Origin of the sequence: Neisseria sp., from assembly GCF_030527965.1 — a bacterium.
Taxonomy (GTDB): Bacteria; Pseudomonadota; Gammaproteobacteria; order Burkholderiales; family Neisseriaceae; genus Neisseria.
Window position 1 is genome coordinate 1 of record NZ_JAUMZU010000017.1, and the last position, 15,906, is coordinate 15,906.

Below are 15,906 nucleotides of genomic sequence, written 5' to 3' on the forward strand. Positions count from 1 at the left end.
GTGATGTTATGGAAGATTTGATAGAGAAAAAGACACTGACTAAATATTATTGGAAGGCTCGTTATCCTTATTCTCGGAAGGATGACGGTTCTATTTCCCTGCAAAATGACGGAATTGAAGGAATTCCAGAACAGGCAATTGGTTATACCGAATTTGGTTCTGATTCTATTAATGATTTCAGTGCTAAAAATCAGAAAAATTTATTTACTATCACTATTTCTCTTGAGGGGCTTACAAAATGACTAGACCCAGCACTCAGCAATATGCCGCAACAGTCGCCCGTCAAAACATAAAGCCGTCTGCAAAAGGCAGGTTGGCTGTTTCCCGAGTGAGTTTATAATTAAGCCGTTTGAATGTTGTTCAGACAGCTTAATTATCCATTCATAAAGAAAAGGTGCTTTATGAAACGCATTGTTTCCCTATTAACTTTATCCTTATTATGCGCCGCAAATTTGAGTGCTTGCAGCGAGCCGGAGAATGGTATGAGTAGTATCCAAGAGCAAACGGAAAAGCGCTTTCAGCTAAATCCCCATCCCAAGCAGGCCTATCGGATTAAAATCAAAATCAACGATGCGCCCGGGCCATTGAAATTAATGCAGGATATGACTATCCGATACATGGCTAGAAACTGTTCATATATTATCAATAAATTTGAAGGAGCATCTACCGAACCAACAAAGCGTATTTCAACTAAGCTGCATCAAATTGGGCAGAATGAGTATGAAACGGTTGTTTACTTTGATGCAATGCAAGATGAAAATTATTTTGGACAAGGGGTGTGTCAATGGCAGCCAGATGGTTTCGGTACTTCGTTTAAAGCAACAGGCAAGCCAGAGGAAACGACATTTAATGTCAGTGATTTGATGGAACATCTGACAGAGAAAAAAGCGCTGACTAAATATTATCTTAAAGACCGTTATCCTTTTCCTATTACTCGTCAGTATGACTACACAGATTTTGGTAGTGGTTCAATTGATGATTTTAGCGCAAAAAACCAGAAAAATTTGTTTACTATAACGGTTTCACTTGAGGAGATTAAATCATGAGTAAGCCAAATGCCCAAAAATGTGCGGATCTTGCAGCAGATGCTTATAATCCGCGTAAGGAAACCACTGGTGACGATACAATTAAAATTGGTGGACATGAATATAAAGTTTTAGCTGTTCATAATAATGATAAAACAGGCTATTACGGTGCGGTTTATCAAGATGTTAAAACCAATGAAATTATTGTTGCCCATCGAGGAACACAATCTATTCGCGATGGTGCGGTAGATGGCGTTATGGTTTCCAGCCGTTACAACCTGCAAGCCGATGATGCAATCATATTAACTCGCAAGGCCATGGAGAAAGTAACAGAGATTCAGCAAAATAATCCTGATTTACCCAAACTCACCTTTACCCACACAGGCCACTCCCTCGGCGGTACACTCGCCCAAATCAGCGCCCATTATTTCAACCAGGAAGGCATCACCTTTAATGCCTACGGCGCTGCCAGCCTCGGCCGCCTGCCTAGAGGCGGCGATAAAGTCATCAATTATGTGAAAGCCACCGATGCCGTATCGGCCGCCAGCCCGCATTACGGCAAGGTGGTAACACTGGCGGATAAAAGCGATCTTCTGATGTTGACTAGCGCGGGCTATACCAACAGTAAAGTTGCCAATGCGCTGTTGCCGCATAATACGGTTGGCACGGCAGTTACTTCTGCTTTTTCCGCCCATTCGATTAGCAATTTTACCGGCCCCCATTCCATCTTATCCGATCCGAATGCGCGCAAGCTGGCTGAGGATAACAAAGTGCAGATTGATGCTTACCGTTCGGGTGTCGAGCATACCCGCATCGGCATCAGTATTTTGGGCATCTCGCCTAAGAATGTGGTTGATTTCTTCAGCCCCGAGCGGCGCCCGGGCGAGCCGGCTGAAAAAAACCTGCCGCCGTTAACGCAGGATATTACGCAGCCGCTGCCTAAAAATGCTTCGGGTCAGGAATTTACCGATTACGGCTTTGCCGCGCTGTTGTCGGATGATGACGATCACCGTTTCGCCGCTTTGGATAGCCTGATGGATTCGCAGGTTGGCCAGCAGCTACAACAAGACGCCCGCAATGCAGCTTTGGCTTTCGACCGAGAACAAGAGCAACTGCGGCAGCAAAATGCGCCGGTAATGAAAATCTGATTGGGATCGTTAGCCTCAAACCCGTCAAATGCCTGTCTGAAAACATTTTCAGACAGGCATTTGAATCTTCACATGTGCTGCCGCTTCATTTCTGCGCTTTGCCATAATTGTTGCCGTAGCCATTGGTGGCCGGCGCTATGGTGCGTGCGTTCATGCCATACCATCAATTTACTGAATCCGGGTACTTCCAGCGGCGGCGCGCATCGGAAAAGCCCGGGGCTATCCCATACCAAGCGCTCGGGAACCGTGGCAATCCAGTCGCCGGACCGCAGAATGTCAGGCAGAATGAGAAAGCTGCTTACCGAGAGGCTGACGCGCCGGCGTCTGCCAGATTTAGCCAGCATATCGTCGATCAGGCCGTTGAAAGGTTCGCCCTGATAAGACACCAGTGCGTGATCCGCCTCGCAAAAGCGGTCTAAATCCAAGCGGCCTGCCAGCGGATGATCCGCGCGCATCACGCAAACATAACGCTCGTCATACAAGCGGCGTGTGCGGAAATCGGCGAAACGCTCGTTCGGCGTAACCAGTGCCACGTCCAATTCGCCTTTACCCAGTTGCAACGATACGGCTTCCGAAGAACCAAGCGGCAATAAGGCGATTCTAATGTTCGGTGCATAACGTTTTACTACGGCCAGAAACGGAGCTGCGATGCTGTGAAAAGTTGCATCGGTTGCGCCGAGGTAAAACGTCATATCCGCTTCGGCCGGATCAAATTCCGGCGGCTGCCATAAATGATGAATATCGGCCAGTATTTGTTTTAATGGCTTTTGCAAGGCCAAGGTACGCGCCGTCGGCATCATGCCGTATTGCCCGCGCACAAACAGCGGCTCTCCGAAACATTCGCGCAATCTTGCCAACATGCCGCTCATTGCGGATTGGGTAACCGAGAGTTTTTCCGCCGCGCGGCTCACGCTTTGCTCGTCTATCAAGGCATCCAGCGCTTTGAGCAGATTTAAATCCAGCAGCCTCAATGGGGGCATGGTATTTTCCTTCTTTATTAACCAAATGATAAATAAAAGATATTCATATTTTTTATAATTTATATCATTTTTATCTGTTTCACAAATTTCTGCTGAAAGACGATAATCCTGCCATCGCGTTATCTAACGCTACTCTTTCATCTATCTAAGGAATTTAAAATGAGCAATCAACAACCCGCCATCATTTGGCCCGAGCAATATACCCCGGGAGAAACCGATAATTTCGCTTCCAATGAAGTCATCGTTAAAGGCTTGAGCGTAGCCGATGTATGGCCTTATTTAAACGATACCAAAGCATGGCCCGTTTATTATGAAAATGCTTCGAACATTGTGGTGGGCGACAGCAGCGACAGTAGGCTTTTTGCCGGCGCGCAATTTGTTTTCGATACGTTCGGTTTTCATGTTGAATCCGAAGTATTGGAATACCGGCCCGCCGAAGGTGGCAATCCGGCTCGGCTCGCTTGGCGCGGCGTATTCGGCGAAGGCGATGATTTTTGTGATGTTTATCATGCTTGGCTGCTGCAAGATTTGCCCGGCAACCGAGTGCGCATCCTGACTCAGGAATCCCAAATCGGCAAACCTGCGCAAGCACTGGCCAAAGCCACGCCCAATCCGATGATTAACGGCCATCAGGCTTGGCTTAACGGTTTGGTACACAGCGCGCAAAATCGTACGCCGTTTTGATTATCGACCGGCCGCAAAACCCTTTCCCCCTATAAAGAAAGTTAGGTCGTTTTCCCACAAATACGGCCAATGCCTGTCTGAAAACATTTTCAGATAGGCTTTTCCTTATCCTATCTCCGAAGCAAAATCACACGGTTTGTTCAGAAACCCGTCTCCTGTGTTAGAATACGCCCCGTTTTTCACTCCAAGTCCTGCGCAGAGGATGCAGGCAACCATCATGGACAGTCCCAGTTCATCACCAAAATCACATTTGCCTAACCTGTAATTCCCGTCTCGATACGCCCCGCGCGCCTAGGCGGGCGGAGTATTTATGAGCACCGAAAATCAACCTGAAGAAGCTGTTGAAACACTCGAACGCCAGCCGCTCGATATCGGCCATATCCATCATTTGGCCGAAGCGTTGATGCCGGCCTACAGCCAGATTGACGAACACGCCTCCCTATCCGACCCCGAGCTGAACCAAAAGCTGACCGAGCTAACCGGCATTCTGCGCGACTTGCACCCGGCCGACGTAGCCGTTGTGCTGGAATCCTTGCCGCCCAAAGAGCGGGTAATCGTTTGGAAACTGGCCGAGCCTGAAGACGACGGCGACGTTTTGTTGGAAGTATCCGATGCCGTGCGCGAAACCCTTATCGAAACGATGGATAAGGACGAATTGCTGGCGGCAGTGGAAGATTTGGATGCCGACGATCTGGCCGAGTTGGCGGAAGACCTGCCGCAACACGTTATCGCCGAAGCCTTGCAAACGCGTGATGCGGAAGAGCGCGCTCAAGTGCAGGCCGCCTTATCGTATGAAGACGACCAAGTCGGCGCCATTATGGACTTCGAACAAGTCAGCGTGCGCGCCGACGTGGCCTGCGAAGTGGTGCTGCGTTACCTGCGCCGTTTCGACAGCCTGCCCCCCCATACCGACAAAATCTTCGTGGTGGACGAAAACGATGTGTTAATCGGCGTTTTGCCGATTCGCAAACTGTTGGTTTCCGACCCGGAAGAAACGGTGGAAAACGTGATGGCCAAAGACGTCGTTCGCTTCAAGCCGACCGACGACGTGGAAGAAGCTGCCCAAGCGTTCGAGCGTTACGACTTGATTACCGCGCCCGTGATTGATGAAAACAAAAAACTCGTCGGCCGCATTACCATCGACGATATGGTCGACGTGATTCGTGAAGAATCAGAAGCCGACATGCTGAACATGGCCGGTTTGCAAGAAGAAGAGGATTTGTTTGCGCCGGTATGGGATTCGGTGAAAAACCGTTGGGCTTGGCTGGCCATCAACCTGTGCACTGCTTTCGTTGCCAGCCGCGTGATTGGCGCATTTGAAGGTTCCATTTCAAAAATTGTCGCACTGGCGGCGCTGATGCCGATTGTGGCCGGTATCGGCGGCAACTCGGGCAACCAAACCATCACCATGATTGTGCGTGCGATGGCCGTCGGCCAGATAACCAACCAGCAGGCGTGGCGGCTGTTGAAAAAAGAAATCGGTGTGGCGCTGGTTAACGGCGTGATTTGGGGCAGCGTGATGGGCGCCGTCTCATGGGTGCTTTATCACAGCATGGGCATCGGTTTGGTTATGGTGGCCGCCATGACGCTGAATCTATTGCTGGCCGCCATCGTAGGCGTATTGATTCCGGTGGTGTTGGAAAAAGCCGGCCGCGACCCGGCCTTAGGCAGCTCGGTATTGATTACCGCCGTTACCGATTCCGGCGGCTTCTTGATTTTCCTCGGCTTGGCAACGATTTTCCTACTGAATTAAACATACGTTTTCCTTGCCAACAAACCGCATGCCCGAAATATAGAAAGCCTGTCTGAAACCCATGACGCTCAAAGATTTCCTCCGCCAAACCGCATTACCCAAACACGAAGCGCGCATGCTGGCTCAAGCGGTAACCGGCTACAGCCGCGCCCAACTGATTACGCGAGATAACGAAAGCTTGTCTGAAACGCAGCTTGCCGAATTGCAAAGTCAAACCGCCCGCCGCGCCGCCGGCGAACCGCTGGCCTATATTCTGGGCTGGCGCGAATTTTACGGCCGCCGCTTCAGCGTTACCCCGGCCACGCTGATTCCCCGCCCAGAAACCGAACATCTGGTCGACGCCGTCTTGGCACGCTTGCCGCAGGGAGGCAAAGTGTGGGATTTAGGCTGCGGCAGCGGCGCCATCGCCGTTACGGTGGCGCTGGAGAGGCCGGATGCGGCGGTGTACGCCAGCGACATCAGCGCGGCCGCCCTGGCCGTTGCGCAAAATAATGCCCGCGCTTTAGGCGCTGCGGTTGGTTTTAGCTGCGGTTCATGGTTTGAGGCCGATAGCCTGTCTGAAAAACACAGCTACGATATTATCGTTTCCAATCCGCCTTATATCGAAGCCGGCGACGCCCATTTGGCGGAAGGCGACTTGCGCTTCGAGCCGCAAACCGCCTTAACCGATTTTGCCGACGGCTTAACCTGCATCCGCACGCTTGCTGCCGGTGCGGCCGACCGTCTCAAACCGCAAAGCTGGCTTTTGGTCGAGCACGGTTTCAACCAAGGCGCCGCCGCCCGCGCCATTTTTCAGCAAGCCGGTTTTTTGCAAGTGCATACTTTGCCGGATTTGGCCGGGCTCGACCGCATCACGCTGGGCCGTACGCCTTAACATCACTGCCCATCCAATATTGTCTTGTGCCAAAATCATAAAATGCCTGTCTGAAAATCTGTTTCAGACAGGCATCTGTGCAAACTCGCTCGGCTTTTATTTTAAGGTTTGAAATCTTCGATAACGTAACGCGAAGGCTTCTTCTTTTTCGCCTTGCCGACATCCGACATCACCAAAAGATACGATTGACCGCTTATCTGGATGGCGCCGGCCGCTTCCGCGTTTTTCATCTCATCTGAACCGCTGAACTCAAACGGACGTGCCGCCGCCTGCGGCTTACCATCCCACAGCCACAAGCGGGCGCGCGGTTTTTGATGTTTCTGGCTGTCCGTTTCGTTGGCAATCAGATAAGTCTCGGAGGCGGCCAGATAATCCAGCGAACGGATGCCCCCGCCGGCTAAATCCAACAAAGCCACTTCGCCGAACACCGGTGCGGCTCGATGCTCGAACAATGCTTTCGGATTATTGATGGAAATTACAATGGAATATTTATCCGCCAAAGGCTCGCGCAAACCCAGTAACAGCCGCTCCTGCTTAGTATCGTAAGCCATGCCTTCGATATTCAGCCGGTTGAAATCCACCCGCTGCCCGGTTTTATTCATAATGGCTTTTTGCACCGATTCAGCTTTCAGCAAGGCGGCTTTTAAGTTGACCGCATCTTTCATATCGCGCGCGCGGTTGCCCCGAATTTTAAAGCGCACCAACCGCTCCCGCTCAGGCAGGCGGCGGCCGTCTTTCAGCGTCGCGTAGGAAGTGGCGGCATAGATATAACCTTCTTTATCCATGGCCAAGGCTTCCAAATCATCCAGTTTGCCGTTAAGGCTCTGCATCAGGGTTTTACTGGCTTCTTCATCTGTTTTCAAGGTTCGGTCGGGCTTGACGCTAAGCAGGCTCAACGCGTGGGCAGCCTCGTCTTCCACCACCAGCAGGCGGCCGTCGGGCAGTTGTTGCACGGCGGAAGGTTCGTAAATTCCCGCCAGTTCGTGATAAACATACCGATCTTCGCCATACGGCGCAGCCAGCGCAAAAGCGGCGGCCATCGCAATGGGTATGGCCGCCCAAGCCAGAATTTTTCGTATGATAAACATAATACTTCCTCGTTAATCGCAAGAGACCTCAGGCATCATGCCTGTCTGAAAGACAAACTGGATGCTGCCGACGGTTCGTCCGGTTTGGCGGCACGGGCTTACAAATCGTTATAATCCACCAGCATGTATTTGGCGGAAAGCTTCTTAGTGGCATCGCCTTCGTCGCTCATCAACACCATGCGCGGCTGGCCGTTAACCATTACCGAATCGACGGCTTCAACGTTAGTCATATGGCGCAGGTTCGGCAGTTCGACAGGTTTGGGCGCATCTTTGGGATTGCCGCTCCAAGTCCAGAGCTGGGAAAATTTGCTGCCGTCGTCATCTTTCACTTCATTGGTCAGCACAAACGTTTTCAGCACCGGATCGTAATTCATCGAACGAATGCCGCCGCCTTTGATGTCGATGAACGCCACCTCGACAAAGTTCGGCTCCGCCTTCTGCTCAAATACGTCTTTCTGATTGTCAATCGATGCGACAAGCGAATAATTGTTGAATTCAGGGTCGCGGAAACCCAGCATCAGTCGGTTTTTAATCGGGTCGTAGGCCAAGCCCTCGATATTGATGTTTTTAAATTCCAGACCGGTGCCGATTTTTTCCTTAATCAGCGCCTGCAATTTTTCCGATTTTTCCAGCACGTCGGTCAATTCGTCGAACGAGCTCAAATCACGCACGTCGTTGCCTTGAATTTTAAAACGCAGCATATGCTCGCGGTCGGGCCGGCGCTGGCCTTGGCGGTTGCGGGCATGGGAAGTAATCGCATAAATATAGCCGTCTTTGTCGCGGGTCAGCCCTTCCAGATCACTCAGCTTGCGCTTCAAACCGCGGATGATGCGCGCATCCACAGCTTCATCTTCTTTCAAACTGCCATCGGAAGCGAAAGTCAGCAGGCTGGCGGCACGGGTTGCTTCGTCTTCCACCACCAGCAAGCGGCCGTCGGGCAGTTGTTGCACGGCCGAAGGCTCGTAAACGCCCTTAAAGGTGTAAATGCCGAAATCACGCAGCTTGGACGCTTCCTGCTCGGCCTGCATCGAAGGAATGATGCCGGGCAGCGTTTTCACGCCGATAAAGGCAATCACCGAAGCCAACAAACCCCAGCGGAAGGCGCGGTAAGACATGTTCAGATATTTGAATTGCTTGTTTGCCATCAAGCCGAGCCAATAAAGCTCGTCGCTCATTTTCTGGTAAACCTGCTCGCGGTCGGCCATGATGTCCTGCATCATTTCCCAGAAACGCTCTTTGGGAATTTTAACCCTGTCTTCATAAATCAAGATATTGGGCGACTCACCGAAAAAATGGCCTTCCGGGCGGTTAACGCGTGTTTTAAAATCGCTGAAGGTGGCTCGCCGGCGGATAAAGTCGCCCAGCCATTGCCATGCGGCGCTGATTTTACCAACTCGGTCGGGCGAAGCCGAAAGCAGTGCAAACACGATGGAAGCGGCGGCGGTTACCATAAAAATGCCGGCCGGTATCAAAAATTCGGGCGACGATGAAAAAATGAACGCCCCGGAAACCATCAATGCCGATACAATAAATCCGTTTAAGGAAATCATGATATTGGCTTTGGTAGCTGCCAACGCCAAAAGCTCCATCTCAGTGCGAAAAGCATTGCGAAACATGGTTTCCACGCCTTTAGCCGTACCTAATTGGCCGAGGGTAGTGGCTTCGGCTGAATTTGCGCCGGTGTTTTTTTTCTGCTTTTTCTTCTTTTTGTTGCCTTTCTTTGATGGCTGATTGCTATTTTCTTCCGCCTGCTCTTCAGGATTGGCAGCGGCGGCCGAATCGGCGGGCATCAGGCCTTCATTCTCGCCTTCTTCATCCGGCAAGCCGGTTAACACGATTTCAGGCTGGAGCATGGGCACGCTATGCTGCGAAGCGGATGGCTGCGGCGTATCCTGATTCCCTGATTCTGCAAGAGTTTCTTCGAAAGGGGGGTTGTTTTCGGATTCTGAAGTCATTATTTTTCCTGTGTGTGGTATTAAAAGAAAACAAACGGGACGGCCTCGAATTTGTTTTTCTTAGTATTCAAATGATTTAAAGCTGTATTTATAAGCAATTTGGACTGTTACTTTGGAAGAAAAGTTTCAAAAGTCATTTAATATGAAAATAGGGTAAAAAATAGATGATTCGATTCGGGCGAAAATCGGTTTCGACTTCAGACGCTATGGCGGGCGTTTTGCTGTTTGTTATAGCCGCGTCAACTGCGTGCTTGCAAACAAAATGCCTGTCTGAATGTTTTCAGACAGGCATTTTCAGCAGCCGCACTCGGGAGCGCATCTAATCTGTATGTTCGGCCAGAAAGCCGCCGCTTTGGTGCGCCCATAATTTGGCATACAAACCGTTTTTCGCCAACAATTCGGCATGGTTGCCTTCTTCTACGATGCGGCCTTTATCCAACACAATCAGGCGATCCATCGCGGCAATGGTCGACAACCGGTGTGCAATCGCAATCACGGTTTTGTTTTCCATCATTTTATCCAGACTCTCTTGAATGGCGGCTTCCACTTCCGAATCCAACGCGCTGGTGGCTTCGTCCAGCAATAAAATCGGCGCGTCTTTCAACATGACGCGGGCGATGGCAATGCGCTGCCGCTGGCCGCCGGAAAGTTTCACGCCGCGCTCGCCCACATGCGCATCATAACCGCGCCGTCCTTTGGTATCGTATAAGTTAGGAATGAAATCGGCCGCTTCCGCCTGCTGTGCCGCCTGTATCATCTCCTCATCGCTTGCTTCAGGGCGGCCGTAAAGAATGTTGTCGCGCACGGAGCGGTGCAACAGGCTGGTATCTTGGGTAACCAAACCGATTTGCGCCCGCAAGCTCTCTTGGGTGATGTCATTGATGTTTTGACCGTCGATGCAGATTTTTCCGCTTTGCGGCTCGTAAAAGCGCAACAGCAAATTCACAATAGTGGATTTTCCGGCGCCGCTGCGCCCGATTAGGCCCACTTTTTCCCCGGGCTTGATGGTCAGGTTGAAGCCATTAAGCAAAGGTTTGCCCGATTCATAAGAAAAATCAACGTGCTCGAAGCAGATTTTTCCTTCCGTAACGTTCAGCGGCAGCGCACCGGGCTTGTCGAGTATGGTTTGCGGTTTTGAAAGCGTGTTCATACCGTCGCTGACCGTGCCGATGTTTTCAAACAACATGGCCGATTGCCACATCACATATTGCGACAAGCCGTTTACCCGCAGAGCCATGGTGGTGGCCACCGCAACCGCCCCAACGCCGACTTGGCCTTTCAGCCACAGCCAGATGCCCAGCGCCGTAGTGAAGAAAACCAGCATGGCATTGACGGCAAACGAGCAAAAGTCGAGCAAGCTCGCCAGCCGCATCTGGGCATGCACGGTTTGCATGAATTCCTGCATGGATTCTTTGGCATAACGGGCTTCCCGCGCGCCATGCGAAAACAGTTTGACCGTTGTGATGTTGGAGTAGGCATCGGTAATGCGGCCGGTCATCAGCGAGCGGGCGTCGGCTTGGCGCTGCGCGGTTTTGGCCAGCCGGGGAATCAGCAGCCGCATGGTCAAACCGAACAACACAATCCAACCCAGAAAAGGCACCAGCAACCAACCGTCGAGCGCGGCCAAAATCACACCGGTGGTTAAAAAATACACCAGCACGTAAACCACCATATCCGCCAGTGTCATCACGGTTTCGCGGATGGCCAAAGCGGTTTGCATCACTTTTGCCGACACGCGGCCGGCAAATTCGTCTTGATAAAAACTGAGCGACTGGCCAAGCATCAAACGATGGAAATTCCAGCGCAGGCGCATAGGAAACACGCCTTGCAAAGTTTGCAGGCGCACATTGTCGGTTAGAAAACGCCACGCAATAAAAAACAGCAGCATCAAGCCCATGCCCGCCAAAGCCCAGCCTTTTTCGGCAAACAGGTTTTGCGGCGTATAACGGGTAATCCAATCAACCACTTTACCCATAAACTGAAACAGCAGCGCTTCCATGATGCCGATGCCGGCCGAACACACCGCTAATATCACAATCCACTTGCGCATCCCTTCGATGCTGCTCCAGATAAAGCGCCACAAGCCTTTTTCAGGCGTTTTCGGGGCGGTATCGGGATAAGGTTCGATACGGCTTTCAAACCAGTTGAAAATTTTCTGAATCATGATGTCTTTCGTAATATACGGTTTCACAGAAAGAAACGGCATACGGCGCGCATCCTCGGCAAACCAATCCAATAATAGTGAAATTTTACTGAAAAAAGGCACTTGCATAAACCTGATTCTAGGAAAGACGGTTTTTCCTGAGCCGATTCACAAAAGAGCAAAAGCCCGAGGCAGCCTGTTGTCAAAAATAAAAAAGCCTGTCTGAAAATCTCATGTTCAGACAGGCTTGGTTTTAGTGGAAACACGCTTCATAAAGCGGCTGTAAAGCGCGTATTTGTTGCACCGTCCATGCTACGCAGTCGGCCTGATTCAGCGTTTGCCGCTCAATATGTTTACCGATGCAGAAAAAATCTTCATCATCCCGCAGCGTCAGTCCGCCCGCAGCATAAGTCTGCGCAACGCTAAAATAATCCGCATATTCGCTCTCATCGCCGTGCCATATCTCGAAATCGGCATATTTATCCGCATCCAAATCGTTCAACCACTGATTGTATTGCGGCAGCGCAATGGGCGACACGCCGGCTTTATAACAATGCCAGTCAAGGCTTACAGTCAGCCGACGGCGGTTGAGCAACAAGGATAAAATCGGCGCCGATTGTGCGTGTTCCGCATATTTGAAAAACGCAAAAAAATGCGCACGAACTTGCCAGCCGTTGCACCAACGTTCGATATGCGGCGCATCAAACGGCGCACCCAACAACGCAGAAACCTGCAAAACCATTTGCTGCCATACTCGCCAAGCCGCCTGGTAATCCGCTTTAATCTGCGGAATGCTTTCCGGTTGGTATTTTTTCAACTGAGCAAACTGAAAAAACGGTAAGTTAAATACATCGCAATGTTGTGAAGTCAGCATGTCATACCTCAAGGGCGCGTTTTAGATTGGAACAATGGATTTCCCCCATTATTAACCGTTTTATTTCCGCAGGGCGATGCCTTTTCTTCGGAGGGCTAATAAGTTCCATATGCTCAAAATATATCGCATTTCTCAATAATATCAGCCCGTGAAACTACTCCTTCTCCGCTTCACATCCTCGAAGCGGTTGCGTTCCATATCGATTAAGCAGCAAAGCATCGTTTTCAGACAGGCATTAAGGTTGTTTCAATACCCGTTTCATTGGTAAGATGGAGCAAGGCTATTTTATTCAAAAAGGAGCAAACATGAATACCCTTCTTTTGGCGCATTACGCATTGGCCGCATTGGGCGGCTTGATATTGGGCATACTTTTTACTTGGCTGGCGATGCGTGGCAACAAAACCCTCATTCAAGAAAAAACACGTGAAAACGAAGCACTATCGCAACAATTCAACGAATACCGCAGCCAAGTCGACCGCCATTTCGTCGACACCGCCGAAGCGGTCGACGAGCTCAACCGCAGCTATCAGAAAGTGGTGCAGCATCTAAGCAACGGCGCCCAAAGCCTGATGGGTAAAGAAGCCCTGCAAGAGCAACTTACCCTGCGCAGTAACAAAGCAGTTACCGTAGCCTACCTGGCCGACGCCGCAGAACTAGAGCAAACCGAGCTTCAAGCAGATATTATCGAAGAAGCCGCTCCCACAACCGAACCCCTCCAACAAGAAACGCAGCCTGTCGAAACACCCGAGCAAGAAAGCGAAGCACAGGTCGATGAAATATCTAAAACAAATGGCTCCTCTCAAACTTAATAAACTTATCCTCAAAACAAATTCCTAATTAAGTAAAAAATTACTTTACCAGCCCTAGCATCAGCTGAGATTAAATCTTATGAAAACAAGATGCCTGTCTGAAAATTTTCAGACAGGCATCTTGTTTAATCTATGAAATTAGAAACTGTAGAATAGCGTTTAGCTTAAAATGTTTTTAAAAAAACATTTTGTCTCGTTCCGGATCAATTGCCAATGGCTGAATCTCATCTCCACTAATTAGAATACATATATTTTTAGCTCCTTTGTTCTTAAGCTCTTCAAAATCTTGATTTGGATTCAGATTTCTTCGCGGGCAAAACAATTTTTTTTCACCTAGATTCCAAGCCATATAACCGTAAAACCAATTATCTTGGGTACTTATCTTTTTCATGCAACTATACTCTTTACAGTCTTTATCTTTTCTTTTAGTAAAATCATTCCTTAAATTTAGAAGGTATTGTTTTGGTAGATCATTTTTTTCAAAAAACGATTTATTAATCGTATACCATTGGGCATCATTAGATGATTCTACAAAACCAATGATTGTTAATGAAAGCTGTGGCATTGATATATTTGAAATAGCTAATATTGTCATGAATAAGCAGAGAGGTATCAGAATAAGGGATAAATATCTTTGCTGCGTTTCCATTTTCTCAAAATATTTAAAAAAATAAACAGAAAAACAAATGTTTATAAAATTAACGAATTGCAATAAGGCATATATCCCCCATTGCCTATATTCAGAGAGTTCCCTTGATGCAAGGAATAACGGAAATAATCCATAGAAAATATTAATTAAAAAAACGATCAAGAAAATAGTCAGTAAATCATCAAAGCATTTTCTTTCTTCTTTATAAGTCCATCTCCAAAATAAAAAAGAAGGAGGAATAAGAATATAGATAATGAGAATGATGAAATAACAATAGTCTGAAATCCAGCTTGTCTGATATTTGTTTTTAAGACACAACAAAATAATCGTTAATATTTGAGGAACAATTATTAAATATGACAAAATATTCTTCGAGAGATATTTTATAAAATCTAAAAATGCCCTTATATGATTAATTTTTTCACCATCAACTTTCCTAGAATGATACCATAAAAAAGAAAATGCATAAGGCGAAGCATATGAAAGAAATATAAGAATAAAAAATATCGAAAATATAATTGCCAATGCAAAAGTTGGAGAGGTAAGTATATTAGATATTAACCGAATTTCTTGAATTGATTGAAGATAATAAAATATAATTGCAGTCCCTGATATAATACCAATAGATATCACCATCGTTATTAACTTAGGGAAAATTTCTAATATAGGCATAGACGATAATTTCTTAATCAATTCTTCCATTCTAGCTTCCTCAAAATCAAAAATACTTATTTAAAAAAAGTATACCATCCTTTTATATTAAAATAATGATATTTAAATATTAATGCGTTTTAATTTGCTTCCCCATGATTTAACGTCATGCAAAGTCTTGATAGTGAATATTTAATATTATTTTTCAGAAAACAAATTTTCCCTTTAATAATTATATTTCACAATATAACTAAATATGCTATTGTCTTTCCCGTCATTTCTTCCGCAGAAAGCCCACTATGGCAGAAAAAAACCATTACGAAATACTCGGCGTTGCCAAAGACGCTTCCCTAGACGACATTAAAAAAGCCTACCGAAAATTGGTACGCCAATACCATCCCGATGTCAGCAAAGATCCCGATGCCGACAAAAAAACCAGCGAAATCAATCTGGCTTACAACACTTTGAAAGACCCGGAAAAGCGCGCCGAATACGACCAAATGCTGGCCAATCCGTTTGCCGGCAAAGCGCAAGGCTCAGGGGCGGGCGGATTCGATTTCAACCCTGATCAACAGGGCGGCTATCAATATTACGATTTTGACAGCAGCCGCTTCGGCGACGGTCAACCTTTCGGCAGCGGTGATTTTCGGTTTGACGACATCTTCTCCGCCTTCGGCCATGCCCGCACACAGAGAGCCTCACGCCCCACCGGCCCAATACCAGGCGAAGACCAACATGCCGAATTGAGCATCGACATTGCCGCCGCCTACGAAGGCAGCGACCGCAGCCTAAGCATCGACATGCCCACGCTCACACCCGAAGGCGAGATGACCTACGAGCACAAAACCTTGCATGTCAAAATTCCCAAAGGCATCGTCGAAGGCCAACAAATCCGCTTGCGCGGCCAAGGTCTGCCTGGTTTTAACGGAGGAGGAAACGGCGATTTATATCTGAAAATCCGCTTCCGCGAATCCGAAAACCTATATGTGAAAGATAGAAAAAACGTTTATCAGCGCATCGAAGTCATGCCGTGGACGGCAGCCATCGGAGGTAGCATGGAAGTCAGCACCCCGGCAGGCCGGTTAAACATCAATATTCCCGCCAATAGCCGCAACGGACAAAACCTACGCCTCAAAGGCAAAGGCATTCCAGCCAAAGAAGCAGGCGACCTCTACCTAACCATCCAAATAGTATTGCCCCGAGCAGAAAGCGAAACCGATAAAACAGCCTGGCAAAATCTGGCGTCACACTATGGAGCGAAAGGATAAACATC

At 48.5% G+C, this 15,906-nt stretch carries 13 protein-coding genes and 1 pseudogene; 8 read left to right on the plus strand and 6 right to left on the minus strand.

The genetic code is table 11. The features are described 5' to 3' along the window. The 3 genes and pseudogenes from Q4A84_RS08495 to Q4A84_RS08505 form a co-directional block, all read left to right on the plus strand. Positions 1–242 (plus strand): annotated as a pseudogene (locus tag Q4A84_RS08495) (hypothetical protein); the annotation flags it as partial. A 159-nt stretch (positions 243–401) separates the two neighbouring features. After that, positions 402–1,046 carry a hypothetical protein gene (locus Q4A84_RS08500; RefSeq protein WP_303088501.1) on the plus strand — a complete coding sequence of 215 codons (645 nt, stop codon included), beginning with the start codon at positions 402–404 and terminating at the stop codon, positions 1,044–1,046. Then, positions 1,043–2,173, plus strand: coding sequence for a lipase (locus tag Q4A84_RS08505; protein ID WP_303088502.1), 1,131 nt, complete (start codon positions 1,043–1,045; stop codon positions 2,171–2,173). The genes Q4A84_RS08500 and Q4A84_RS08505 overlap by 4 nt, the downstream gene beginning before the upstream one ends. Positions 2,174–2,241: 68 nt before the next feature. On the opposite strand, the gene Q4A84_RS08510 is transcribed toward Q4A84_RS08505, so the two are convergent. Beyond that, positions 2,242–3,153, minus strand: coding sequence for a LysR family transcriptional regulator (locus Q4A84_RS08510; protein WP_303088503.1), 912 nt, complete (start codon positions 3,151–3,153; stop codon positions 2,242–2,244). A gap of 159 nt (positions 3,154–3,312) precedes the next feature. Between Q4A84_RS08510 and Q4A84_RS08515 the strand changes: the two genes are divergently transcribed. The 3 genes from Q4A84_RS08515 to prmC all read left to right on the plus strand — a co-directional run bounded on the left by Q4A84_RS08515 (position 3,313) and on the right by prmC (position 6,464). Then, positions 3,313–3,837 carry an SRPBCC domain-containing protein gene (locus Q4A84_RS08515; RefSeq protein WP_303088504.1) on the plus strand — a complete coding sequence of 175 codons (525 nt, stop codon included), beginning with the start codon at positions 3,313–3,315 and terminating at the stop codon, positions 3,835–3,837. Between the two features lie 310 nt (positions 3,838–4,147). Next, complete coding sequence (gene mgtE, locus Q4A84_RS08520; protein ID WP_303088505.1) at positions 4,148–5,590, plus strand: magnesium transporter; 1,443 nt, start codon at positions 4,148–4,150, stop codon at positions 5,588–5,590. Between the two features lie 61 nt (positions 5,591–5,651). After that, entirely contained in the window at positions 5,652–6,464 is an 813-nt protein-coding gene (prmC, locus tag Q4A84_RS08525) for a peptide chain release factor N(5)-glutamine methyltransferase (RefSeq protein ID WP_303088506.1), read from the plus strand. A 101-nt stretch (positions 6,465–6,565) separates the two neighbouring features. Here prmC and Q4A84_RS08530 read toward each other — a convergent pair whose 3' ends face one another. From Q4A84_RS08530 to Q4A84_RS08545, 4 genes are all read right to left on the minus strand, one after another. Then, on the minus strand, positions 6,566–7,552 hold the full coding sequence (locus Q4A84_RS08530; RefSeq protein ID WP_303088507.1) for a DUF3616 domain-containing protein: 987 nt from the start codon (positions 7,550–7,552) through the stop codon (positions 6,566–6,568). A gap of 98 nt (positions 7,553–7,650) precedes the next feature. Beyond that, positions 7,651–9,342 (minus strand): DUF3616 domain-containing protein, encoded by a 1,692-nt coding sequence (locus tag Q4A84_RS08535; RefSeq protein ID WP_303088544.1) that lies wholly within the window; start codon positions 9,340–9,342, stop codon positions 7,651–7,653. A 484-nt stretch (positions 9,343–9,826) separates the two neighbouring features. Further along, positions 9,827–11,671 (minus strand): ABC transporter ATP-binding protein, encoded by a 1,845-nt coding sequence (locus Q4A84_RS08540; RefSeq protein ID WP_303088545.1) that lies wholly within the window; start codon positions 11,669–11,671, stop codon positions 9,827–9,829. A 232-nt stretch (positions 11,672–11,903) separates the two neighbouring features. After that, positions 11,904–12,524, minus strand: coding sequence for an HI_0552 family protein (locus Q4A84_RS08545; RefSeq protein ID WP_303088508.1), 621 nt, complete (start codon positions 12,522–12,524; stop codon positions 11,904–11,906). Positions 12,525–12,829: 305 nt separating this feature from the next. On the opposite strand from Q4A84_RS08545, the gene Q4A84_RS08550 reads away from it, so the two are divergent. Beyond that, a complete protein-coding gene (locus tag Q4A84_RS08550; RefSeq protein WP_303088509.1) occupies positions 12,830–13,333 on the plus strand; it encodes a DUF1043 family protein in 504 nt (167 codons plus the stop codon). 175 nt (positions 13,334–13,508) lie between these two features. Here the strand turns inward: Q4A84_RS08550 and Q4A84_RS08555 are convergent, their stop codons facing one another. Beyond that, the gene (locus Q4A84_RS08555) at positions 13,509–14,684 is read right to left on the minus strand and encodes a hypothetical protein (protein ID WP_303088510.1); all 1,176 of its coding nucleotides are present in this window, start codon (positions 14,682–14,684) and stop codon (positions 13,509–13,511) included. Positions 14,685–14,932: 248 nt separating this feature from the next. Here Q4A84_RS08555 and Q4A84_RS08560 point away from each other — a divergent pair, with 248 nt between their 5' ends. After that, the gene (locus Q4A84_RS08560; RefSeq protein WP_303088511.1) at positions 14,933–15,901 is read left to right on the plus strand and encodes a DnaJ C-terminal domain-containing protein; all 969 of its coding nucleotides are present in this window, start codon (positions 14,933–14,935) and stop codon (positions 15,899–15,901) included. The last annotated feature ends 5 nt before the right edge of the window (positions 15,902–15,906 follow it).

Excerpts from the sequence above, each read along its gene's own strand:
- Q4A84_RS08545 (WP_303088508.1), bottom strand. The coding sequence starts at position 12,524 with ATGCTGACTTCACAACATTGCGATGTATTTAACTTACCGTTTTTTCAG.
- Q4A84_RS08535 (WP_303088544.1), bottom strand. The coding sequence starts at position 9,342 with ATGCCCGCCGATTCGGCCGCCGCTGCCAATCCTGAAGAGCAGGCGGAA.
- Q4A84_RS08505 (WP_303088502.1), top strand. The coding sequence starts at position 1,043 with ATGAGTAAGCCAAATGCCCAAAAATGTGCGGATCTTGCAGCAGATGCT.
- Q4A84_RS08540 (WP_303088545.1), bottom strand. The coding sequence starts at position 11,671 with ATGATTCAGAAAATTTTCAACTGGTTTGAAAGCCGTATCGAACCTTAT.
- Q4A84_RS08510 (WP_303088503.1), bottom strand. The coding sequence starts at position 3,153 with ATGCCCCCATTGAGGCTGCTGGATTTAAATCTGCTCAAAGCGCTGGAT.
- mgtE (WP_303088505.1), top strand. The coding sequence starts at position 4,148 with ATGAGCACCGAAAATCAACCTGAAGAAGCTGTTGAAACACTCGAACGC.
- Q4A84_RS08555 (WP_303088510.1), bottom strand. The coding sequence starts at position 14,684 with ATGGAAGAATTGATTAAGAAATTATCGTCTATGCCTATATTAGAAATT.
- Q4A84_RS08560 (WP_303088511.1), top strand. The coding sequence starts at position 14,933 with ATGGCAGAAAAAAACCATTACGAAATACTCGGCGTTGCCAAAGACGCT.
- Q4A84_RS08515 (WP_303088504.1), top strand. The coding sequence starts at position 3,313 with ATGAGCAATCAACAACCCGCCATCATTTGGCCCGAGCAATATACCCCG.
- Q4A84_RS08530 (WP_303088507.1), bottom strand. The coding sequence starts at position 7,552 with ATGTTTATCATACGAAAAATTCTGGCTTGGGCGGCCATACCCATTGCG.
- Q4A84_RS08550 (WP_303088509.1), top strand. The coding sequence starts at position 12,830 with ATGAATACCCTTCTTTTGGCGCATTACGCATTGGCCGCATTGGGCGGC.
- Q4A84_RS08500 (WP_303088501.1), top strand. The coding sequence starts at position 402 with ATGAAACGCATTGTTTCCCTATTAACTTTATCCTTATTATGCGCCGCA.
- prmC (WP_303088506.1), top strand. The coding sequence starts at position 5,652 with ATGACGCTCAAAGATTTCCTCCGCCAAACCGCATTACCCAAACACGAA.